Annotated in this window: 17 protein-coding genes; 8 read left to right on the forward strand and 9 right to left on the reverse strand. The window is 39.5% G+C overall.

Annotated elements, in window-relative coordinates; all coding sequences use genetic code 11:
• Positions 1-14 precede the first annotated feature (14 nt).
• Positions 15-2,102 (reverse strand): glycoside hydrolase family 5 protein, encoded by a 2,088-nt coding sequence (locus tag EHS11_RS12555; RefSeq protein ID WP_135764761.1) that lies wholly within the window; start codon positions 2,100-2,102, stop codon positions 15-17.
• A gap of 218 nt (positions 2,103-2,320) precedes the next feature.
• Between EHS11_RS12555 and EHS11_RS12560 the strand changes: the two genes are divergently transcribed.
• The gene (locus EHS11_RS12560) at positions 2,321-3,175 is read left to right on the forward strand and encodes an SDR family NAD(P)-dependent oxidoreductase (RefSeq protein WP_167884434.1); all 855 of its coding nucleotides are present in this window, start codon (positions 2,321-2,323) and stop codon (positions 3,173-3,175) included.
• A 61-nt stretch (positions 3,176-3,236) separates the two neighbouring features.
• Here the strand turns inward: EHS11_RS12560 and EHS11_RS12565 are convergent, their stop codons facing one another.
• The 3 genes from EHS11_RS12565 to EHS11_RS12575 all read right to left on the reverse strand — a co-directional run bounded on the left by EHS11_RS12565 (position 3,237) and on the right by EHS11_RS12575 (position 6,101).
• Positions 3,237-3,662 (reverse strand): organic hydroperoxide resistance protein, encoded by a 426-nt coding sequence (locus EHS11_RS12565; protein WP_135764763.1) that lies wholly within the window; start codon positions 3,660-3,662, stop codon positions 3,237-3,239.
• A gap of 145 nt (positions 3,663-3,807) precedes the next feature.
• Positions 3,808-4,572: a UDP-2,3-diacylglucosamine diphosphatase gene (locus EHS11_RS12570; protein ID WP_135764764.1), complete on the reverse strand. Its 765-nt coding sequence runs from the start codon at positions 4,570-4,572 to the stop codon at positions 3,808-3,810.
• A 74-nt stretch (positions 4,573-4,646) separates the two neighbouring features.
• On the reverse strand, positions 4,647-6,101 hold the full coding sequence (locus EHS11_RS12575; RefSeq protein ID WP_135764765.1) for an NHL repeat-containing protein: 1,455 nt from the start codon (positions 6,099-6,101) through the stop codon (positions 4,647-4,649).
• 180 nt (positions 6,102-6,281) lie between these two features.
• Between EHS11_RS12575 and EHS11_RS12580 the strand changes: the two genes are divergently transcribed.
• The gene (locus EHS11_RS12580) at positions 6,282-6,689 is read left to right on the forward strand and encodes a GFA family protein (RefSeq protein WP_135764766.1); all 408 of its coding nucleotides are present in this window, start codon (positions 6,282-6,284) and stop codon (positions 6,687-6,689) included.
• Positions 6,690-6,695: 6 nt separating this feature from the next.
• Positions 6,696-9,023, forward strand: coding sequence for a hypothetical protein (locus EHS11_RS12585; protein WP_135764767.1), 2,328 nt, complete (start codon positions 6,696-6,698; stop codon positions 9,021-9,023).
• Here the strand turns inward: EHS11_RS12585 and EHS11_RS12590 are convergent.
• Both EHS11_RS12590 and EHS11_RS12595 read right to left on the reverse strand, forming a co-directional pair.
• Positions 8,972-10,165: a hypothetical protein gene (locus tag EHS11_RS12590; RefSeq protein WP_135764768.1), complete on the reverse strand. Its 1,194-nt coding sequence runs from the start codon at positions 10,163-10,165 to the stop codon at positions 8,972-8,974. The two genes, EHS11_RS12585 and EHS11_RS12590, sit on opposite strands and share 52 nt — an antisense overlap.
• A gap of 224 nt (positions 10,166-10,389) precedes the next feature.
• On the reverse strand, positions 10,390-11,715 hold the full coding sequence (locus tag EHS11_RS12595; RefSeq protein ID WP_135764769.1) for a lactonase family protein: 1,326 nt from the start codon (positions 11,713-11,715) through the stop codon (positions 10,390-10,392).
• Between the two features lie 104 nt (positions 11,716-11,819).
• Here EHS11_RS12595 and EHS11_RS12600 point away from each other — a divergent pair, with 104 nt between their 5' ends.
• Complete coding sequence (locus EHS11_RS12600; RefSeq protein ID WP_135764770.1) at positions 11,820-12,191, forward strand: hypothetical protein; 372 nt, start codon at positions 11,820-11,822, stop codon at positions 12,189-12,191.
• 76 nt (positions 12,192-12,267) lie between these two features.
• Positions 12,268-14,850: a chitobiase/beta-hexosaminidase C-terminal domain-containing protein gene (locus EHS11_RS12605; protein WP_135764771.1), complete on the forward strand. Its 2,583-nt coding sequence runs from the start codon at positions 12,268-12,270 to the stop codon at positions 14,848-14,850.
• A 22-nt stretch (positions 14,851-14,872) separates the two neighbouring features.
• Here the strand turns inward: EHS11_RS12605 and EHS11_RS12610 are convergent, their stop codons facing one another.
• Positions 14,873-15,988 (reverse strand): helix-turn-helix domain-containing protein, encoded by a 1,116-nt coding sequence (locus EHS11_RS12610; RefSeq protein ID WP_135764772.1) that lies wholly within the window; start codon positions 15,986-15,988, stop codon positions 14,873-14,875.
• A gap of 112 nt (positions 15,989-16,100) precedes the next feature.
• Here EHS11_RS12610 and EHS11_RS12615 point away from each other — a divergent pair, with 112 nt between their 5' ends.
• Entirely contained in the window at positions 16,101-16,943 is an 843-nt protein-coding gene (locus EHS11_RS12615; protein WP_135764773.1) for a hypothetical protein, read from the forward strand.
• 127 nt (positions 16,944-17,070) lie between these two features.
• Positions 17,071-19,278, forward strand: coding sequence for a hypothetical protein (locus EHS11_RS12620; RefSeq protein WP_135764774.1), 2,208 nt, complete (start codon positions 17,071-17,073; stop codon positions 19,276-19,278).
• A 53-nt stretch (positions 19,279-19,331) separates the two neighbouring features.
• Here the strand turns inward: EHS11_RS12620 and EHS11_RS12625 are convergent, their stop codons facing one another.
• Complete coding sequence (locus EHS11_RS12625) at positions 19,332-19,727, reverse strand: FKBP-type peptidyl-prolyl cis-trans isomerase (RefSeq protein WP_135764775.1); 396 nt, start codon at positions 19,725-19,727, stop codon at positions 19,332-19,334.
• Positions 19,728-19,812: 85 nt separating this feature from the next.
• Positions 19,813-20,958: a DUF1577 domain-containing protein gene (locus tag EHS11_RS12630; protein ID WP_135764776.1), complete on the reverse strand. Its 1,146-nt coding sequence runs from the start codon at positions 20,956-20,958 to the stop codon at positions 19,813-19,815.
• A 435-nt stretch (positions 20,959-21,393) separates the two neighbouring features.
• Between EHS11_RS12630 and EHS11_RS12635 the strand changes: the two genes are divergently transcribed.
• Positions 21,394-23,043: a SpoIIE family protein phosphatase gene (locus EHS11_RS12635; protein ID WP_135764777.1), complete on the forward strand. Its 1,650-nt coding sequence runs from the start codon at positions 21,394-21,396 to the stop codon at positions 23,041-23,043.
• Positions 23,044-23,048: the final 5 nt, after the last annotated feature.

Raw genomic sequence — 23,048 nt, forward strand, 5'->3', positions numbered from 1 at the left:
TGAAATTGATTCTATCATTCCGCAGGATAACCCGAATATGTCATCTTTCCGGTGAAGTAAACGGGACTTTTTTGTTCCGAGAGAATCCTGTTGTTTAACTTGGATTGTAAGTCCTGCAAGACGGTGTTGGAAAAAGAAACTCCCTGTGCATCGACTAACAATACATAATGATAAGTAGAGTTCGGATCTTCTTCCGAATCCTGGTCGTCCCATAAGATTACGATATTGCCCGAGCCAGTCTCTCTGTTTCTATCGCTTATAAAAATCGCTTCGTTTGATTCCTGGTTCGGAGAGAAGGGAATGGATTTGTTATAAATTCGTTTTTCGGAAATGAGCACTGTTTGATTCGGATCGAAATGAGGAGGAAGATAGATTTCTGTCGGAGCTTCGGAGTTTCTTCCTTTCCAAATAAGAATTGTAAATCTTCTGTCTCCGAAGTATTTTGTTTCCGTATTGCCCGGTCTGATCGCAGCCCATTGAAAAACATTATTCCAGGTATCGTATCCGATTGCGTTATAATGAGAACTCATCACACGGCCTTGGGATCTTCGAAAATAAGATCTTTGCAATACGTGATAATCCACATTGAAACTTGTTCCGTAATTTCCAACAACGGAAAAGTCCTCTTCGTTCCATGCATCTTTTGTTGTGATCAGCTTGGAACTGTTTCCGTTCATATATTCGTGGTGGTTGTTGTAATAATAATCCCAATGCCACTCCGTTCCCGATACGACCGGATTATAAAAATCGGCGAATCTTGTTTTGGAAGATTGGTTTCCATCTGAGACTTCCATCGCTTGGTAGACCGCATTGAGCATTCTGGGAGTGTCTTTTGCGCCCGTTCCTTTGAGCCACATACCGAATTCACTTAAGAAAACCGGAATATTCAAAAAACGTGATTCTTTTCGGATCTCGTCCAGATATTTGAAATAAGTAGCATTGTCGATTCCGGTTAAATCCGTTCCCATTCTACCTGCGTCATAGAAGTGAGAGTTGAATACGAAGCCGGGACCCGGTGGAGTAAGAAGATGACCTCCTCCTGTCGCCGGAACAATCGCAGAACCTATGTTTGTGTTCCAAAATACGAGTGGCTCGGCGAATACCCATTTGTTTTCCCAACCGTTTTGGTTCAAGGTGGTTCGGACTTTCCTATACATAGGCCAAAGTTTTTGATTGTCCCACTGCGCGGCTGTTAAACCTTCCATTCCTCCGTCAACAGGCTCGTTGAACGGATCAAGACCCAATACATAAGTGAATTCTTCCGCACTCAACTTTTCCTTAATGTAAGAAGAAGCTTTTCCGATCTGCCAGATGAATTCGTTTTGCATATTTCTTGTGCCGGCAGAAGAGGAAAGAGAAGCGTTGTTCCAAAAATTGCGAAACCCTCTTCGAATTGCTTCGTTCGTAAGATTGTTTTGACTCCAGCTTGCGCAAATGAATCCGCAATATTCCGTCGGATAAGATCCGCCTTTCGTGATCCATGCGGGCGCTCCGTTTCCGGTATGCCAGGAATTCTTATTGAATAGATGTCTGGAAAATAAATCCTGATGGTAGTCCAAAAGAATGTACATTCTTTTTGCGGTGGCCTTTCGTATTTGTCCGATGATTGCATCTAAGTAAGAGTAGTCGATCGTATCGACGGAAGGATGAACTCCTTCCCAGGCGATCGTAAACCGGATGATATTGGAACCGGTTGTTTTGCCGAGTCTTGTGAATGCTATCTCTGCGTCCGACTCGTTTTTAAAAGGTTTGAAACCGTGTTCCGCAAGTTTCATATTTCCTGAAATATTGAAACCCCGAAAGGATACTTCCCGTCCCAAACCGTCTACGAAGATCTTATCAGTTGTGATATTGTTGGTTTTTTCCGAGATGAAAATTTCCCTTTCCGCAGTTGTATCCGAATAATCCAAAGAATGAACCGGAACCGAAACATTGATAGCTCTTGAGCTTGCGGATTGATTTAGGATATTGGCATTTTCACTTTGTCCGGAACTTTGTTGCAATAGATTGAAGACTGAATTTTTCAATTTGCCAGAATCGGGTGAACAGGCTACCAGAGAGAGTAAGATCGTGGCAAACGCGGATAGGTGGGTTCTCTTCATGGGAAGTGATCTTAGCCGGTCGTTTTTAAAATGCCAACTCGTTTTTTTAAAAATCAGAATATTCTCAGGGAAGTAAAACAAACGGATTCGATCTTTCTTCCGTTCTAACGGATAAATTCGATTGTATGGTTTTTCAAAAAAGAGAAATCTGCCATGTAAGAAATTTGTTTGGAATTTGATGTTAGCCCAAATCGAACGATAACTGAAAAGGATTTATAATGAATAACGAATACAAAGGCAAAAAGGTCTTCATCACCGGAGGATCTGTCGGCATCGGAAAAGGAATCGCGCTCGCTTTGGCAAAAGAAGGAGCAAACGTAATCATCTGTGCGAGAGATCGGACAAATTTGGAAAAAGCGGTAGCCGAATTGAAAATGGTCGGTCATGCCGAAGCTGTTTTTGGTTATGTGGTGATGGATGTTTCCGATAAAAAACAGGTAGAATCCGTATCCAAGGATGTTATCAATACTTTGGGTGGTTTGGATTTATTAATATGTAATACCGGTTATGCGCAAGTGGGAGAGGCAGCAAGCCTGGACGATTCCGTTTATCGTAAACTTATGGATGTAAATTATTTCGGGCATGTGAATACTGCTCTTGCTTTCCAAAATCAATTCATCCGACAAGGATCGGGAGAAATCGTTTTTCTATCTTCCACTCTCGCGTTTTTTTCCATCTACGGATACGGAGCCTATGCTGCGAGTAAACAAGCGATCGTAGGATTTGCACAAGGCTTTCGCCAAGAGATGATGTTTCATAATGTGAAAGTAAAATTATTTTTTCCCCCGACGACGGATACTCCCGGGCTTCTTCGGGAAAATGAAGACAAACCGCCCATTACAAAAGAAATGGAAATGGGTTCCGCTCTGAACAAGGTGCATTCCGTCGAAAGCGTAGCTAAAGCAATTGTTAGATGGATTCCGAACCGAAAATTTATCGGATACACCGGTTGGGATTCCTGGTTGCAGTACTTTTTATTCAGACATTTTCCGGAATGGGCGATTCGACTGACGGATTCCGAATTGCGGGGAGCCAAGGCTCGCTTGGAAAAGAAAAATAAAATCCGTACATAGGCAACTTGATCGAAAAGGACCAATCCTTTCCGATCAAGGAGTAAAGATCGCTTTGTTTTGATTAGGCGCGGATTAATGTGACTTCTATATTGCCGCGAGTGGCGTTGGAATACGGACAAACCTTATGAGCTTCCGCAATGAGTCGGTCAGCTGTTTCAGGATCGATGCCTGGCAGAGAGATTTTTAAGGTAACTTCTAGCCCGAAACCCGCAGGGGTTGGTCCGATTCCAACGCTGGAATCGATGGACGCATCGGAGGGTACTACTACTTTGTCGCGACCACCGACGAATTTCAATGCACCTATAAAACAAGCTGCATAACCGATGGCAAATAACTGTTCCGGATTTGTTCCTTCGCCTCCACCGCCACCTAGTTCTTTAGGCGTGGATAGTTTTACAGACACCTTTCCATCATCGGTTGCACCTGTTCCTTCGCGGCCACCGGTAGCCTTTGCATGAGCCGTATATAGCGCTTTGATTTTTGTCATTTGAATATCTCCTTACAGTAGGACGGGAGCGAGTTGTTGCCCGTCAATTAGATTGTTCAAAATTAAATTGTGCGCAATCTTTATGCAATCACATTTTACAAATTTTATTCAATTTTTTCATAAAAAACACGCCATCGGTTGTATATTAATCGATGCGGGCGATCTCTTTTAGTTTATGATCCAGTAGATAAAACCGGCCGTCTAACGACTCTGCGATGAATGTACAGCTGTCTACCCAATCTCCGTCATTCATGTAGATGGTTGAGCCGATCGTGGTCATACTTGGCGTATGAGTGTGACCGCAAATGACTCCGTCTACATTGTGGTCATTGGCATATTGAACCAGGATGGATTCGAATTTTGTAACATTGGCAAGAACGGTTTTGACTTTTGATTTTAAGTATCCGGAAAGAGACCAATATTCTTTTCCGAAAAATTTTCTTAACCGATTCAATACAGAGTTAAAGAAAACGACAAGGTCGTATGTTTTGTCGCCTAGATGGTACAACCAACCTAAATTTCTCATAAATCCGTCGAACTGGTCGCCGTGGATGAGTAGCAGATTTTTTCCTTTGACCGTTTTGTAGATTAGGTAATCGCTTAATGGTATTTCACCGAATTGGAAGGCATTCTTTAACAAAAGATTTCGGAAAATCATATCATGGTTTCCCAAGATATAATTTACGTTTCGTTTTCTGCTGTATTTTAAAATTTTTTCTATTACTTTTCCATGGTCTTTGTTCCAATACCAATGCGAATTGAGAGCCCAAAGGTCTACAATATCACCGATCAAAAATAAATTTTCAAATTTAATTTTTTTAAATAGTTCCAGTAGCAACGCAGCTTTGCAATGTGAGGTACCCAGGTGAAGGTCTGAAATGAAAACGGATTTGTATTTTATTTTTTTCATGTCGGAAAGATTGTATATAAGTTACTAAGTATTGATTTCCGATTTAAAATCGGTCATTGTCAAGTAAGAAGTATTTACTGGATCTTGCGAATCCGATGATTCAATGAATCGGAAATATAGAGGCTAATGCCATCGGTTGTAATTCCTTGTGGAGTATTGAAGGTTGCCGAGGTTCCGTTTCCATCCGCATTGCCCGCAGTTCCTGATCCTGCGATTGTTGTGACAACACCGGTTGCAATCTCCATTTTTCGAATTAAGTTGTTTTGTCTGTCCGCAATGTAAAAGTAAGTTCCGTCCATTAATATATCTTGGGGTAAATTGAAACTTGCTGAAAGGCCTGTGCCATCGGAAGCACCCGCAGTACCTGACCCGGCAACCGTCGATACCGTACTGGAAGATACAACCATTTTGCGAATTTGATTGTTTTGATAATCTGCAATGTATAGGTTGGTTCCGTCAAAAACTACGTCGGCAGGAAAATTTAACTGCGCAGAAAGACCGTTACCATTCGTATTTCCGGGAGAGCTTGCAATGCCTGCAATAGTAGTAACTGAATTTGTTGCTAAATCTATTTTTCTGATTGTATGTAAAGCAAAGTTGGTTATGTATAAATTCTTTCCGTCGCTTGCTATTCCCAAAGGATTGGCAAATGTAGCATTTGTACCGATTCCGTCTATATTGCCGGATGCTCCCGATCCTGCGATCGTTGTTACTTCTCCTGATGCCAAAACAATTTTTCGAATCAAATTGTTTAAGACATCGGAAATATATAGATTCGTTCCATCATAGAAAATAGTTTGCGGACCGCTAAATGATGCGGTTGTACCTATTCCATTGGCGAAACCGGAAGAAGCACTTGTAGAACCTGCAATCGATGTGACAAGTCCTGTTGCCAAATCCATCTTACGAATGTTATTGTTTTGATTGTCGGCAATGTACAGATTGGTTCCGTCACTTGCCAAACCTTGCGGCATATTGAACAGTGCGGAGGTTCCGGTACCGTTTGAAAATCCTTGGGAATTTCCCGCTATCGTTGTCACATTTCCCGCAATCGAAAGAGTTTTCAAAGAGCAGCTAACGGAGATATTCGATACATCGGCGATTGCTTTCCCTGATCCGTTGGAAATGATACAATCAGCTAACGGAGATGATTTGACCGTTACATTATATGAGCTTGTTTTTGTAGGAAATAGAAAAGAGTTACCCAGATATTCGACCGCTATGTCATCGGATTTATTATTTTGTAGGACTAGCTCCGTTGTCAACAACCCGGAGATAACTCCGCCAATTTTAAAATTAGAAGTAGAAAGCGAGGCATCGAGCAGTCGTCCGCAATGGGGAGAAACATCCCCCGAAATCGCTTTCCAAAGAATTGATAGGGTATAATCTTTGTTATTCGGATCACAAACATTGGAAAAGCGAACTGACTGGCAGTTTAGAACCAGTGTAGAGGCAAGCAGGGGGGCGAATGAATAAAATCTCTTCCATTTCCAGCAAATTCGCAATTGATCTTCCAACACATTCACCATTCTGGAAATTTTTTGCTAGGAGTAATACACCGTCAATCAAACGTAATCACTTCATTCTCTTTTTTTCATCCTTCCGCAAGATATTCAGGAGATTCGAAAAAATGCATTTGAGAATGATGAACATTCCGGTATACTTTGGTTTTTGGAAAGAAACCCGAATATCGGACAAAAGGTAAAAATATGAGCTTGAAAACTTATCACGGAAGTTGTCATTGTGGAGAAGTAAAATACGAGGCGGATCTGGATCTCAGTCTAGGCACGGGGAAATGCAATTGCTCCTATTGCAAAAAGGTAAGAAACTGGTCTACCATTACAAAGCCAACCGCTTTTCGTTTGTTAAATGGTGCAGATAGTCTGAGTTTCTATCAATTCGGAACAAAATCCAACGCACATTATTTCTGCAAAAACTGCGGAATCAGAGTTTACTCCAAGGGTTATGTGGAAGAAATCGGCGGGGATTATGTCTCTATTTCAATTTCCAGTTTGGATGATGCAGAACCTTTGGAGTTGGCAAACACCCCCGTTAGATTTTCTGACGGCTTGAATAATAATTGGATGAACGAACCTTCCGAAACCCGTCATCTGTAAACAGTATTGAAATCAAATGTTATAAAAATCGGCAGTGTTCTCTTTTTGGGTCTCTTCTTCCTCTGGAAATTTTCCAATTACCTTACAGGTGCGGAGCCTGTCGGTTGGGATACGGGAGGTCATTACCAGTTAGCAAACGTTTATCGGGAGTCGTTTGAAAATTTCGATTCTCTTGCCTGGGACGACGGTTGGTTCGGCGGGTTCGCTGCTTTTTACTTTTATCCTCCTTTCTTTTATTTTTTAACGAATATTATTTCCATCTTCTTGCCTGTTAGTTTTCCTTTTGCTTTCGGGTTTGGTATTTTTTTGATCATCCCTCTTCTTAGTTATTCAATCATTCGTTTTTTGAATGTATTTGTTTTGAACCGACTTCCTCTTTCCTATCTGCTTCCTATTTATGGAACGTCTGTTTTGTTTTACTTTTCTTATTCAGGTGACGGGCTGCAAGGAACAAGTGCGATCGGAATGCAGCAGGGAACTTTCATCTCTTCGCTGGCTCATGGATTTTTATTGATTTCTCTCACACATTTGGAAGTTTTTCGTAAAACCAAATCCAGGGAAGAAGGAATTAAGTTTATCTTAATATCTTCCTTACTTATATATACGCATTTCCTAACATCTTTTTTCTGGGGACTGGCGGTCTTGCTTCATTTGATCGTATTTCGCAAAGATTGGTTTCAAAACCTTAAAAGCTATTTTTTCTTTTTTATCGCCATACTGATGTTATCATTTCCCATTCTGTATAATTATCTGAAATTCAGCGGATACACTAGCGGAATATTTTACGGATATACTTATCCTCCTCTTTTGTCGATTTTGGGAAAAGATGCTTATGATGTGGCATTGGCGTCTACTGGCAACGGCGAAAATTTTCTGATAGCATATATTCGTGAACTATTGTTGAGCGGAAGAATCGTCTCAATATTTTTATTATTCGGTTTTGTTTCCTTATGCGTTCGGTTTTTAAAACATAGAAACGGAAGAAGATATGCAACTGTTTTTACCTTCTTTTTTCTTTGGTTGTCTTTGGACAATACTTTCGGATATATTATCCCAGGTCTGATGATTCATAATTACCGGGCATTCGATTCCGCCTTTTTAGGATTTTCCATGTTATCTGTGCTAGGTGTTACTCATATAATGATGCGCTGGAAATGGAAACTTCCCGTGCAATGGGGACTTGTCTTTTTATTTTTATTTACATTGAGAAATTTTATTTTTTTTCAACCAAAAGAAGTATTATCCGATCGGAATGTTTCCAAGGAAATGGAACTTCATCTTCATGAAGCCGAAAAAGCTTTGGAACTACTTCCTAAGGGGGCGCTTGTATTTCCTGAAATCGTTCGAACGAGTATTATTTTGGATACCCCGCATTTTTGGTCGAATTTACTTAGAAAGCACGGACTTAGAAACGCTTTGGGTCTTACTGTGGAATCTTCGTTGTATCCGACGCTCGCTTTTAATTGGGAGGAATTCGGACTGGAGCATACTTTCCGTTGGGGAACGAATCTCTCCTGGAAAAATCTCTGGGTATCCAGCCTAACGGGTGATAATGAAAATGCTCAACTGCCTGAATTTTTGAGAAGATCCGGAGTGAGATATCTGACTGGGCATACTGGAGCGTTTTATGAATTTATAAAAAATAGAAAGAACGATTTTAAGATTCTATTTCGATCCGGTCCGTTTCTGATTGTAGAATTGCTTTATCCTTCCGAAAAACCGAATCTTCCGGGAGGGTATTTATCCTACTCTTGGTTACACTCCAAGACTGCAACCAAACCGGATGTTTTTTTAAGAGATTCAAATACGATTCTCGCCCGATTGGTTTCCCATAACATTCTCATAAGAATTGTCAATCTGGAATCATCTTCCGAATTTTCGGATGATGATTTGAAACAAAGTTTAAGTTTTCTATTTCTTTCCGTTGATCCTAAATACAGTCTGGACGGAATTGCTTATGCAAAGTCATTTGCACAAAAGGGGATCCATATCATTTTGCTTGGCGTACCTGCACCGCCTAATGATCCTTATATATGGGATTGGAGTCCTGATGTAGAGGAAAAAATGAAAACATATTTGAAAACCTTGCAGCTAAAAACAAATCCTTGGAAGTTCCATAATATAGGATATTTTCCGGAATTGAAAGAGAGTGACGGGAAATCCCTTTATCAGTCGGATTCACACCAGCTAGCAGTAATTAATGGAAAGGAAAGGATTAATGTTTCTCTTTCGGGTTTTCGTTCCAAATGGATCACATGGGCTTTGATCTTACTTCCGATCTTTTATTTATTAGTTCCTATCATACGAAAGACCCGATATCTCTCGTTTTCATAAACAAGCTCCGCTTTTTTTGAGCGTTTCAAAGCATCTGCGACGGGCTTATAATAATGTAGATTTACAACTGCATATTTATAACCTAAAATACCCGGAATCTGTTCGTAATCCAAACTGCTTCCTTCAAAAAAAGACCTTTGCAACGTATATTTTTTCTGGTCATAGGCCCATGAATAAATCGGATTTAGTCCGAATAAATAATTCTTTTCGGGAGCTCGAAAGACAAAGTAAGGATAATCCCCCCAAGACAAAAAAATCTTTTTCTCTTCCGGCAGATTTTTTGTGATCCAGTCGGCAGTACTGAACGCGGGATTCGGGTCTGTAAATTCATACTGTATTTTCATTTTTCCGTAAGTGATTGGAAACAGAATCAATAACAATGCGGCGATTCCCGCATAATTGATTTGCCTTGGGCTTGGCTTTCCGCTAAAGCAGAATAAATACCCGAATAAAAAATAATATTCAAATAATCTTAAAGATGAAATCCCGAATATCAGATAAATGATTGTTAGGCTAAGAAAAATCTTTTGCGTTATGGAAAATTCATTTCCATGAAAGATATGATAAATGATAAAAAGCAATAAATACCAAATACCGCCCCAGATCAAACTTCTTTCGGGGGCCAACCATTCTGCAATTGCCTCGGTATCTGCAGGAGGAAAGGCTTGGACTATCAGTTCTAAAAAGTATCCTTCAAACTGATTGGGAAAAGAAGGATGAAAGATCATTCCTAAAGCTAAACCGGAAACCGTATAAAGAACAGGTTTATATGTTAAATCTTTTGTTTTAAAGTAGTCTCCCAATAAAAAGAAAAAAGAGAAGATGAATAGAATTGGAAAACCTGCGTAAGTCCAAACCGAAAAAAAGGAGATCAGAAAAACATGGATCCATTTTTTTTCTTTGTACTTTCTGAGATAAAGAAAGATGAATCCTAAAAACAAAACGATTCCTCTTCCGAAAAGCAGTCTTCCTGTAAAAAGAGGAGATCCTAATGTAAAGAATAAAGATGCGAATAAAGCGGAAAAGGATTCCGATTCCTCTTCTAAAAAAGAATACATCTGATGCAATGAAAAGCTTAGGCAAACAAGTAAAAATATTCTGATCGAGTTTGTTTCCGAAAGAGGAAGTAACAAAAAAGGCATTTCAAAAACATGAAAAAGAAAATGATAATCCGTAAATGCGATGTTTTGTATTCCGAATTCCGGCCAGCCGAGCGTTCTTACGAATCCATCATTTAAGTAAAGTTTTGCGATTGCGGAATGATAATAAATATCCGCATCCGGTAGGTGATTGCCGGAGAAAAAATAAATCGTATAGAAAAAAATCGAAATTCCGGTTGCGATCGAAGAAGGTTTGGATATTCGGATCAGGGATATTCGCCCGGTTTGACTTTCATTGTTTTTGTAACGGAAACAAGTCCTCTCGGACTGAATGAAGAAATGGTTCCTAGAATAACAGGAGATCCGGGAGTTGCAGTCAATTGTCCTGTGGACGCAACTTTGTAAACCTCAAGTTGTCTTTCGCTACTGGCTGCACCCGTATCGGAAAAAAAATAAATGAATCTACCGCTTTCATCCCAAGTTAAGCCTCCGGGAGCGTTCCCCACACCGATGGGAAATCCCGTAGGACTGAGTGTGCCTGTGGATGAATCTACTTTCAAAAGTTGAAGCCTGTTGCCTGACGAATCGGAATAGGCAAAAGCAACGAATCTTCCGTAAGGATCGATTGTTAAGGTTTTGCTCGACGTGGCAGTTGCCGAATAACTACTAGAAGGTGTAAATGGAGATCCCGGGATTGCACTTACCGTTGAATCCTGGTTGTAGATAAAACCTATAATCGGAGCCGCGATATTGGCAATGGTGGTGTAAACGTAATTTCTTGTAGGATGTAATGTCAGATTGTCGTTTAACGTTGGTGCAGCGGGCATGGCCAATGGACTGCCGGAACCGATAGTTACCGTGCCGGTTGAAGTATCCTGGAAATAGATACTCAAATAAGAAGGATTGGTGATGAATATATTCTGTTCTGTCAGCGAAACAAGAAGCGAAGAAGGACTGCAATAAGTCCCGAAGGGATACGATGATAATGTACTCTGAGTTAGATTGCCAGATGTGTCTTTTTGGTAAAGATAGACATTGGTAGTGCTGCTCGATATAGTGGCGTAGACGTTCGTTCCTGATATGTTAGGTGTAATCGTATTCGGCAAAATACCGGAAGGAGAAGATCCTGTTTCTGAAACGGATCCGTCGTCCTGAATTTTGAGAAAATAAATTTTATTGAATGTTGATGGTGATCCGAAGCCGGAAGAAGCAAGCAACTCCCTGCTTTTCGGAACTCTTTTTAAGTTAACCGGGCTATTACCCGGGGCATTGGGCGGAACCGCCTGCATCCCGACTGTACTTGTTAGTTGGCCGGACTCCGGGTCAACGTTCCAAACTTTGATTCCTGTTTCGCTTGGACCGGTTTTCAGATAAAGCATTGCTAAGAATTGGGGCACTTCCGCATCAACAAGTTCCGCATCCTTAATCAAACTTCTGAGATATGTGGAAACCAAATTTGTTTTGAAAAATGCCAAACTGGAAGGATCTGCAGGGTTGTCGAAACCGGGCCGACAATGTTCTGTTATCAGCACTAAAAGAAAAATCAAGGAAGGGATTGGTAAAAAGGATAATCTTTTTTTTCCGAGGAACATACTTTATAATTAGAAGATGTATTTTTGGATTTTGCAACGAAAATCCGAAAAAAATACCGACTGAAAGTTATTGACTGATGATTTTTCAAGGTTAAAATCAAAACATGAAAGTAGCGAATTTCCCCGCAAACTCTTTACAGGTTGAATATGGGCTCATTTTTATTCTTTTGTTTTTGTCCTTCGGATTTGGTTGCAGCCTCCTTAAGATAGGAAACCCCTGTGATCCGTCGTCGGAAAATTACAACCTAACCCTGATTACAAAATCCATTCTTCAGGATACGACTGCCAATTGCGGAGTTGGATCTTCCGGGACGAAAACAAATTCGATTTCCTCGTTTCTTTTTGACAACACTATGAACGGACTCAGTAAAACTTATACCGGGACGATTTCAGGGAATGCTATCATAGTTTCTTTGCCGTATGCGGTTCGGGAAAAAAGCGAAAGGCTCGTGGGTAATCTCCACCCTTGCGCTTGACAGCTAGTAAAAAGTAGGTCAATTTAACATTCTGTTTCGATTCCTTTTTCTAAGGAGTTGGGCAAAGGCGAAAATCGTGAAATCCCACATATCAATATTAATCCTCACTCTCATTACATCTTTCTCAGGCTGCACTGAACTTTTAATTCCTAAAAGAACCGAATCAATTTTGCTTTCCAATATTCCTTTCTTGGCTTTGTTCTTTTCATCTTCCTCTTCCGGGAATTCTTCATCGGCAAACGTAGGAACTGAAGGAGGGGTAGTTCAATCCCTTGACGGAAGTTTTAGTTTGGAAGTTCCCTCCGGAGCACTAAGTGAAACAAGACTTATTACGGTCACAAAAGATGCTTCTCCAATCGGAAACATACCGGAAGGATATGGAAAAGGAACAGCAGTATATAAATTCGAACCGGAAGGTTTAACATTTATTAAACCAGCTTCATTTACAATTTATTATGACCAAGGTCAGATGACTGAGGGTGGGTTTGAGGAAAGGGCAATCTCGTTTTATTATGTAAAAAACGATTCTACTTTAGAAAAGATGAATACACTTTCTGTGGACTACGCTCAAAACAAGATCGTAGTTGAAGTGAAACATTTTTCTTTTGGCGTTGGCCTTTCGGTTCAGGTTTGGCTTGTCGCAAGTGGTGTCATTTCCAATTCTGTTCCTGTTTCGAACATCGCAAATAACGTAATTGCCGAACTTTCCGATTTTGCTGCAAACGGTTATGCGAGTGTCGGCGCTTATTTCCAAGCAAATGCTTCTGTACTAGGTCCTTTTTTGAATCAATTGGTAGCAGTACTTGGTCATGATCCGGTGAGCACCGTTTTTCCAAACGAAGATTTTGATGGAGATGGTATTTCAAATTCTGAAGATCCTTATGTGGCTTCAACAGGACCGCAAGTAAGTATAGTTTCCTCGGGATCTACTTATGTGAGCGCAAATGGGGGAGCGATCAATACAACCCAGTTCGTTTGGAAGTCGACGAAAGCGGGGACATATTCGATTCGTAAGGGTGCTACAAACTGTTCTACCGGAACGGTTATCAATTCTGGTTCTGTAATTGCAAATACCAATCAAAGCTCCGGTACACTTACAGCATCCAGTGACTTGTTGATTGGATCCAATATTTATCGTATCTGTGTCGTGAGTAGCGGAGTTACGGGAGCAATTACCCAGTCTTTTGTTCGCGATGATACTGCACCGACTGTTTCGGTGACTCCTTCATCGGGGAGTTATGGAAACATACAAAATATAACATTGAATTGTGGTGATGTCGGGGGTGCCGGTTGTTTTCGGATGGCCTATACGACAAACGGAACAACACCTGCTTTCGATTCTACTTGTGCAATCACAAACGGTTTGTTATATTCTTCGGCGGTTGTTACACCTGATGCATCTATAACCACATTAAAATTCAAATCTTGTGATTCAGCGGGTAATGTATCCGTGTTATATACCGAATCCTATATTGTTGATTCGATTCTTCCCTCCATCACAATCAACTCGGTCTTGCCAGGATCTACCATCCAGGGAGGGGTCAGCCCCCAATTAAATTGGCAATCCGATAAGAGTGGAAATTATACAATAAAAATCGGATCGGATTGCAGTTCCGGAATACTTGCGTCAGGCACTAATGTAAGCGGATCCGTTGTTAACGGCGTTGCGATAGCAACAACAGTCAGTGCGGGTGCTCAATTATCAGACGGTGCTCGAAAAGTTAATATTTGTGTGAGCAATCTTATTAATAATGTAGGAACTTCCGCTTCTACAATTACCGTAGACAGTGTAATACCTGCCATAGCCGTCACTCCGAGTTCAGGAACCTATAACCCTGTACAATTTGTAACTGCAACTTGTACGGATGCGACTTCGGGCTGTCAAAAAATTGCTTATACAACGAATGGAACGGATCCTTCTTTTGATGTATCGGGGATAATCACAAACGGTAGTCTATATACGGGAAGTTTAGCTACACCGAATAATACTACAACGTCTTATAAATTTATCGCCCGTGATAATGCAGGACTTGTTTCAGGGATAACGTCAACCGCATATAATATAGGAACACCTCCCGTATCAATTGATTTCAATACAAGTTCGACTTACATTCGTGTAGGTAGCGTTAATTCCGGAACTATTCCTACCCAGCTAACTTTAACAATGTCAAGTCCAGCTACGTCGGATACAGTCATCGGAATCAATTCAAGTGATATCTCAAGTTTGTCTGTTACAAATAATGGTGTAACCATTTTAACCGGCCAGACAAGCGCTAACGTGCTGTTAACCGGAATTGTGCAAAACTTGGCGGTTACATTGAGCGCAACTTATAATGGTGTGACTAGAACTACTTCGGTCAGAGTTGTAGGTGCTTCTGAAACTCCTCAGCTTGCTTCCATGACTTCTGTAAACAATTCCGTTCCGATCGGAAGCGGCCTTCTCTTTATGGTAAATCTTGATATTCCCGCATCGTCGGGAGGTGAAATGATTAGTTTGACTCTATCCCCCTCAGTTAGCGGAACCGTGCCTGCGGTCGTCACAGTGCCACAAAATCAAATATCTGCGAATTTCACTTTTAATGCGATGGTAGGCAATAGTACGACTGTCACCGCCACGTTAGGAATGATTTTTAAATCTCTTAATATTACTATTTATTGAAGAGCACATAATGTTCGTTGTGTCACCGATCTTTAGATTTTTTTTCCTTCTTGAATTCGGAAGGAGTAACGCCCGTAAGTTGTTTGAATACTTGATTGAAATTGGATTTGGTGTTGAACCCGGAAGAATAGGCAATGGACAAAAAGGTTTCTTCGGGATGATTTAAAATCCTTTCTTTTGCTTCCTCCACTCTGTATTTATTGATCAGTTGGAAATACTGGGTTTTTTCTTCCAAATTCAGATATTCGGACAATTTGTGAGTCGTGATTCCAAGAAAGGAAGAAAGTTTTGCCAAGGACAGATTTTCATCCAGATATACTTTATCTCTTTCCAATAGATCATTTAGCTTTCTACCGATAGCTATCAAATCGAGATTTTTTAAATGGGATTTTCTTATTTGTCTTTCTTCTTCAACAACTCTCTTTACTTCAAGGAAAAGTTCGGGATAACGTTGTTTTATCAGATATAGTAAAATCGGAATCATTCCTACAAAGATCAGGGGCACTCCTTGTCCAATTTTTACGAAGGAAAACAATTGTAAGGTAACAACCAGAACGATAAACAAAATGAAAACGGATATGTAAAAAACAATCCGCAAGTTTGCTTCCGAACGAAACCTAACAAAACGTATGTTTGTAAACACTTTGACAACAATGAATGCAAATTGAACGAATAAAGAGAAAAATGCAATCACTAGAGCGATCTTCACATTCCGGGGAGCGAAGATCCGAATCATACCATCTTCTTTCCATAAGTAATCTTTTTTGGAAACATCACTCAACATAAAAGGCATTAAGCTCAAAACCACGATTCCTACGGGAATGCATCCTAAAATCCATGCTCTTTTGGAAAGGTCTTCCTGATTCAAGACCAAAGAGATATAAGAACGCACCAAAGGTCCGAGTAAAGTGACGAAGGGGAGAGGTGTCAAAAGAAGAAGTGGAACGGAAAGTATATGTCCGGAAAACAAGAGAAACGAATGAAAAAAATAATAAGAAAGAATTAAAAAAATCGCCGAAAGTCTTTTTTCTTTTTTTGAATTGGGTCGTAAGGAAATCTCGCCTACTGCGAAAAGCAAAGACAATCCGCTGAAAAAGAACAATAAATATGTTAAATAAATTTCATTCGGGAAAGTCATTTTGATTTCACTAAAATTAGAAATAACCCAAAGAATCCAGTGAAATTTCGTTTTTTAGTCCAAATTGTTCGGATTGGACGAACTGTTTTCGGTAACCCTTTATACTGGAAAGATGTTTAGAACTTCAAACTTAAAACAAACGATTCTTATCTTTTCCCTATTAATTTCATTTTTGTCGAATTGCCAGAAAGAACCGGAGCGTCAAAATGATGGCCTCGGAATTTTGCTTCTGTATTATTTGCGCAGTTATCAAAACCCGGACAGTCCTTCCGTATATTTCTCAACGGTTAGGCAGTTAAATCTGGAAGTTGCTTACGAACCGGGTGCAGAGCCGGAAATCGGCAACTTTGTATTAGGGGGAAGTTCCTACTGGTCAGTTACGGAAGACAATCTAAAGGCAATATTTGCTGACAGAGGTTATTCGGTCGGATTTTCAATTCCTTCCAGCTTGGAAAATATGAAGTCGATTCCTTCGCAAAATAAATCCCTTTGGAGCATAGCCGATATACTTGCTTTGAGCGCAAAATACCAATCGCAAAAGTCTGATTATACGACTGCAAGATTTTTTTTAGTTTTTGTTCGCGGATATTATAGTGATAACGGAACCGCAAGTCAGTCGACGATAGGCGTAAATATCTCCGGAACTCCTGTCACGGTAGTTTTTAAAGATGTGGTAAATATTTCTTCTACGGCTACAAGACCGATTGCAGAGCAGGTTACCGTCATTCACGAAATAGGTCATGCTTTGGGATTTGTAAACGGAGGAATTCCTCTTTCCTCAACCCACCAGGATACCGCAAATGGAAAACACTGTACCAATACGAAATGCGCAATGTACTATCAGGTGGAGTCGCAAAACAGTATTGTCAACTTTGTCCAGTCTTACATAAACAAAACGGATAAAATTGTATTTCAATCCGAATGCCTTGATGATGCAAAGAACTACAAACCGTAACTAAGACAGAACGATAAAAATACCTCCTTTGCAGTTCTTTTTAATTGAAAATTGATAAAATAAATATTTTTATCGTTTGAATTTTGCGGTCTTATTGTGAAAATCACATTGGAACCGACCGAATCCGATGCCAGACAGCTCAGAAAATCCTTTAGAGAATTTTTCCTTAGAAGACTCTACCATTTCCCAAAAAGAGGAATGGAATTCCGGGGCTGCTATTTTAGGATTACCCAAAAACCAAGGGAGATTTTCTCTTACTGCGCAATTGATATTGGAAGAATTGCGAGTGCGTCATCAAAGGCTTGCGATGCACGGTAGTTCCGAAATAGCTCCGTCTCTTCTTTTAACACTCGATAGTATTTCAGAACTTCTGCTAAAAGCGGTTCAACTTACTGAAAATCACAAAACTCCGGAAGCGATCAGTGAAGCCTTGAAAGAACTTTCCGATTTTGGAAACGGATTTAAAGACAGATCCGTTTATTTTTATCCTTATTTTCTTAAGACTGATACAGGACTTGTCGTTCGGGTCGCATTAGTTGCTCCACAAAACAAGGAAAAGACGGATATCATTCCTTACCGTAGAGCCTGTTTTAAATATTCCCAAGACATCATTGCCATATTGATGAAAAATTTTGCTTCCAGGGAAACCGTTATCGACGAAGAAAAACCGGGGGCGAGACTTTTATACCGGGATGGAAAAGGGATTTTGTTTTTAAATCCGAACGGATTTTCTTTTGAGTCCGATGCTGAATTCATTCTGAAAAAAGGATTTGAGCCTTATTTTTATATTCCCCTTCCCGATTTTATCGTAGATTTGGTGAGTTATGCTAGCGCCTCTTCCAAGTTATACGAAATAAATAAAAACTATCATATCGTTTTATCCCAAAATTCTTTCTTGGACACTCTATTCAAACACATTGCCGTGCAGTTGGACGCGCTTTCCGGTTTTTCGTTTCATTATCTCAAGAAGTTTGCCAAAGAAAATAAAATACTCAAAGCCCTGGATCAGATTGAGGATTTGGAGACAAAGATTCCGAGTTCGGGAAAGAGATTGGTAGAAGGCGGATGGAAGTTTGCGTACGAACTGATTTTTCTTATAAAAGGATTTCCTTTCGATCAGATCAAATCGGATGAATTGCAAAGAGTCAAAGATTCTTGTTTTGCTTCGATTGCCATTTTGGAAAAACTTTTGAATGAAATCCAATCCAAAGGCAAAGATATTTTGGAAACTAAAATAGCGGAAATCATAATTAAAATCAAAAATAGGGTAATGGATCATACGGAGAAAACTCTTAGCCTCAGTTTGATCAATCTGGAACAAGAAATTCAATTCCTACGATCTTTACCGAAATTTGAAGAGAAATCTGCCATTGAACAGTTGCAAGCTGGTTTGTCCAAATCTTTGGGAGTAACTACTGCCGGAGTCGAATTAGATAAAGGAACTTTGGTTGCGGTAGACCAAAAATATTTTTCCGATGTTGTTATGAATACGAAAGATCTAGCTTTGAAAGATCCTGTCTATAAGGAACATCTGGTTTTTCTGGAAGAAATCAAAAGGATTTTGAAAGAGAGAAAAGATGAAAATTTCGATACGCTTTCTGAAAATAAAGAACCGAATGATTCCTCCCCTAAAAAAGAAATCGAAAAGGAGGAAACAAAAACTTCTGCTTTTAATCTTGCTGAGATTCAAAAAAATTTCAATCTTCCCGTAGGGATTATCACGGCTCTTTCCGGTTCGGTTCTTTCTATGATTATCGCAATTGCACTCAATCGTTTGAATAGTTTACTCACAGGCTTGTTTGCGAGCATCATGCTCGGTGTGATCTTGGCTTATGTTTTGCGAAAAGACGATTCCAAAAAAACAAACAAAGATAAAAGTTCTGCAAAAAATCATTCTGCCCAGGAAGAACGGTTTTTATCTCTTATCAAAGCATCCGAATCGTTTATTTATCCTAAAAAATACAATCATCTTCTTGATAAGGTGTATGACCCTAAAAAACTACGAAACCGGATTGAAGAAAATTTAAGTGAGATCAAAAATCTGCTCTCCGCACAAGAGAGAAAAAAAGACGATCAAAAAATCATTTCCGAAGTAGAGCACGCTATTTTGCAAATCTCTGCCGTGGTTCGAATTCCGGAAGCTTTACAAATAAAAGGGCGTACCAAAGAAATCATTGTTGGCAAAGCGGATTTAAAAACGACTTTGTTTCGGGACAACTTGGCGGAATATTACCGCAAGGAAGCAAGCGCGTATCATTCCGACAAAGATATGGTAAACTATTTTAATTTTGTAATTCGAGAGATCGAGTTAGGATATTCCAAGTATATAAAATAGCCAGAGACGCACAGATTTTGCATTTGTGCGTTGGTTGTAGGATAGTTTCGAATTTAGTAAACTTTTATCAATTCAACTTCGAAAAACAAAGTAGAGTTAGGTGGGATGGATCCTGTTCCTTTTGCTCCGTAACCCAATTCGGGAGGGATGGTTAGCTTGCGAACTCCGCCTTCTTTCATTCCTTTTACCCCTTTATCCCAACCTTTGATAACTTCACCTGTTCCTAAATTGAATTCGAATGGTTTTTTCCGATCTCTGGAACTATCGAATTTCACCCCGTTTGAAAGTTTGCCAACATAATGGACTGTAACATTTGAACCGGAATAAGCTTCTTTTCCTGTACCCAATTTAATGTCCTGAATGATCAGATCTTTTTCCGAAGAAATCATCGGGCTTTGTATTAGAAATGTAAGACAGAATGAGCAGAAAAACAGATACGTTCGTTTCATTTTAAGTAGTCCTCCCAAAGAGTGAAATCAAATCAAAGATCTTAGGGTTCAGTTCATTTTCCACTCTAATTTTATGGGAATTTAATTAAGCTGCGCTACCTATTTGTTTTACGACTTCAATGTTTTGTTCGAACCTTTGTTTTTCAGAATAGGTTCTTGACTTATTTGAAAATTCAACGCCCAAAATAAGATTGCCCTCATCATCTTTTCTCCACCAAGCGACTCTGACAAATACATGGAATGGCGCCTGCATTTTGAAAAACAGATCAAATAAAAAACCTTTCTGTTTCGGTAAAGTCATCATCAAATTGGAGTCATTGATTTTGATTTTAAGTCCTGTAGTGGAAATATCCAATACTGGAAATCGGGCTTCCGACCTGGCTAAATTTGCGTCTTTGATTCTTTCTACCATTTCCACCATCAACGTTTGTACCCGACTAACATAATCTTTTGTAATTTTGTTTTCTTTGCTCTGTACCCAAACGTATCCGATAGGGATTTGTTCTTCCAATTCATTTGTATAGATGATTGGAAAAATCAGTTCCGATGCGGTTTTTTTATCTCTGTATTTTTGGATAGCAGCTTCCAAATGATCGTCAATCTCTTCTTCGTAATCTATGTAATTCGGATCCGGGTTGTTGTACGATTTTAAATCACTGCAATCTTCCAGTAACAAAATCTTCTGAGTGCGTTTGACGACTTCAAAGGCTCTTTCCGAATCTGATTTGAATACACTGATGGAAACAAAGTCATTCGGATTTTGATTTAGCTTTTTTTCATACTCTTCGAAATTCACACGTACAAGAGTCGGAATATTAAACATATTTGCTTCTATAATGGTCTTGGAACTAATGATGTTTGTGATGTTGACAAAACCTTCTTCGGTAACCGGATAACGTGGAGCTTGGCGGTCTTTTTTGGCAATAGCGACTTTTTCCACCTTTAGCTTGACTTGGTGGTCGTCTACTTGGGATATAAAGGCACATTGAATTTCAATGTATCGGGCGAGCACTTTGGATAAAAAAATCGGCTCTTTCAAAGAGAAGTCCCAAACTTCCGGAAGTTGCAGAACGATCTCATCCGACCCCGGGGCAGCTTTTAGAATCATTCCAGATTGATCCAGATCACTCATCTTAACCAATATCTCTTGGTTGATTAAATATTTGAGAATGACGTGGTTTTTCTGTTCCGTATTTGTAATGTGGTCCATGGGACGGGAGTTCTTTTCCATATCTTTCCTATTTCCGAATGTCTTTTTCGACGAAAGATAATTTACTTATCTATCAATTTTATATTGTCAATTTATTTACAAGAAAAGGAAAAAGCAAGAAAAACTTACCCGGAGAGATCTTCAGAAAATTGAGTAGAAAACCGAATCCGGGACTGGGAGAGAGCTTTAGTCTCCGGGTAAGATATGGTTCTCCTATTATACTTAAGGATAACGATCGTTTGCTTTTAATTTAACAAAGGTTAGTTCGTTCTGTTTTTCAGCCAATTTACTGAAGAGTGCAATTTTTTAGGCATTTTGAATAGAGATTGATCGGCAGGGAAAACAAAGGAGCGGATTAGCGGATTTTGGGACAAATTTTGTCCTGCGAGCCCTCGCTTCATAATGAAACGAATATACAAGAAAATCGAATCCGGGTAAAATTGATATGAGATTCGCATGATAGATGAAAATTCTCAAATTTTAGAAGCATTTCGAATCTATCAGCTCCCTCCGAATTCCCCCATTCCAGAATTGGAGGAGATACTTGTTTTTTTTGCAAATTCGATAAAGGAAGAGATAGCATTTATTAGTTGGCTTGGTATAGAAGAGGTTCATTTCGACAATAGCGTCGGCTTGAAAAACGGATCTCTTTCCTCCTTAACACCTTATGTTTTGCAGGTAAAAAAGGGAGGGGAAACATTGATAGTTGTTCCGGAAGTTTGTTCCGATTTATCAAGTGCAACAAACTCCTACTATATCGGATATCCTATCATTACGAAACTGGGAATACCAATTGGTGTACTCTCCGTTCTCTCCGGTTCCGCAGTGGAAGAAACCGCCAGGACCAAAGAAATGTTCCAATTTTTTGCCCAAAGGATAATGACTATACTCGAGCTGAGAGCAAAGTCCAAAATTCTTCTGCAGAAAGACTATCAGATATTAAATCAATATGTAGAGATGGATGATTTGTACAATAACTCTCCTTGCGGTTATCTGACGGTAAATCACCAAGGACTAATTTTAAAATCGAATGTGACTTTTTTGGACTGGTTGAAGTATTCCAAAAGGGAGATGGTCGGAAAAATAACATTTCAGGATGTATTAAGTGAAGAGAACAAAATCATTTTTGAAAAATTTCTCAAAGACCTAATTGAAGGAAATAATCTAAACGATCAGGAATTGGATATCTTAAAAAGGAGTGGAGACCGGATCACCTGTCTTGTCTCCGGTAGAAAGATTTTTCTTCCTACGGAAAATCAAACTATATTCCGGCTGAGTGTGTTTGACATTACCGAAAAATCAAAAATCCAACATGCTTTGGAGTTGGAATCGGATAAGGTAAAATCAAAAAATAAAACCCTTAGCAATCAACTTGCTATGGCTGCAAAAGTACAGAAGAAGTTATTGCCTTCTTCCAATCCTAACGAATCAATTGCATTCGCCTATAAACCGTTAGATGAAGTTGGAGGAGATTTTTGTGATTTCATCAAATTTCCAAATTCAAATCAGTTTGGCATATTTATTAGTGATGTTGCAGGGCACGGGGTTCCATCCGCTTTTATTACCGCGATTATGAAAAGTACGATCCAACAAGCTAGTCCTGAGTTGAAGGAAAACCCTGCCCAGTTTCTGGAATTTGTAAATGATTCCATTATGGACTATATAGACAATCGTTTTGTAACAGCGATGTATTCCTTGTTTGATCTGGAAAACCGAACGGTCAGATATTCTTCCGCAGGTCATCCGATGCCTTTTAAGATTTATAAAAATACGATAGAACTTTTCCCTTTGAAAAAGGGAAGTTTTCCTTTGGGAGTGCAAAGCAGTGCCGTAAGAAAATCCAAAGGCAAAGGATACGTAAGTTTTGATGCCAAGTTTGAAAAAGGAACCAGGATTTTATTTTATACCGACGGATTGACCGAAGCGAAAAGCGGAAGGCATGTAAATCAGGAAGTTTATTTTGAAGCGGTCTTACCCGAAATTCTGGAAGAAAATTCCAAATTCAAATTGGAAGTTTTTTTGAATGCGATACTTTCCGAACTTGCTCGATTTATCGGCAAAAAAGATCCGGAAGATGATGTCTGTTTGGTGGCAATCGATTTATAAAAGGA

Source organism: Leptospira ilyithenensis (assembly GCF_004771005.1).
GTDB lineage: Bacteria > Spirochaetota > Leptospiria > Leptospirales > Leptospiraceae > Leptospira_A > Leptospira_A ilyithenensis.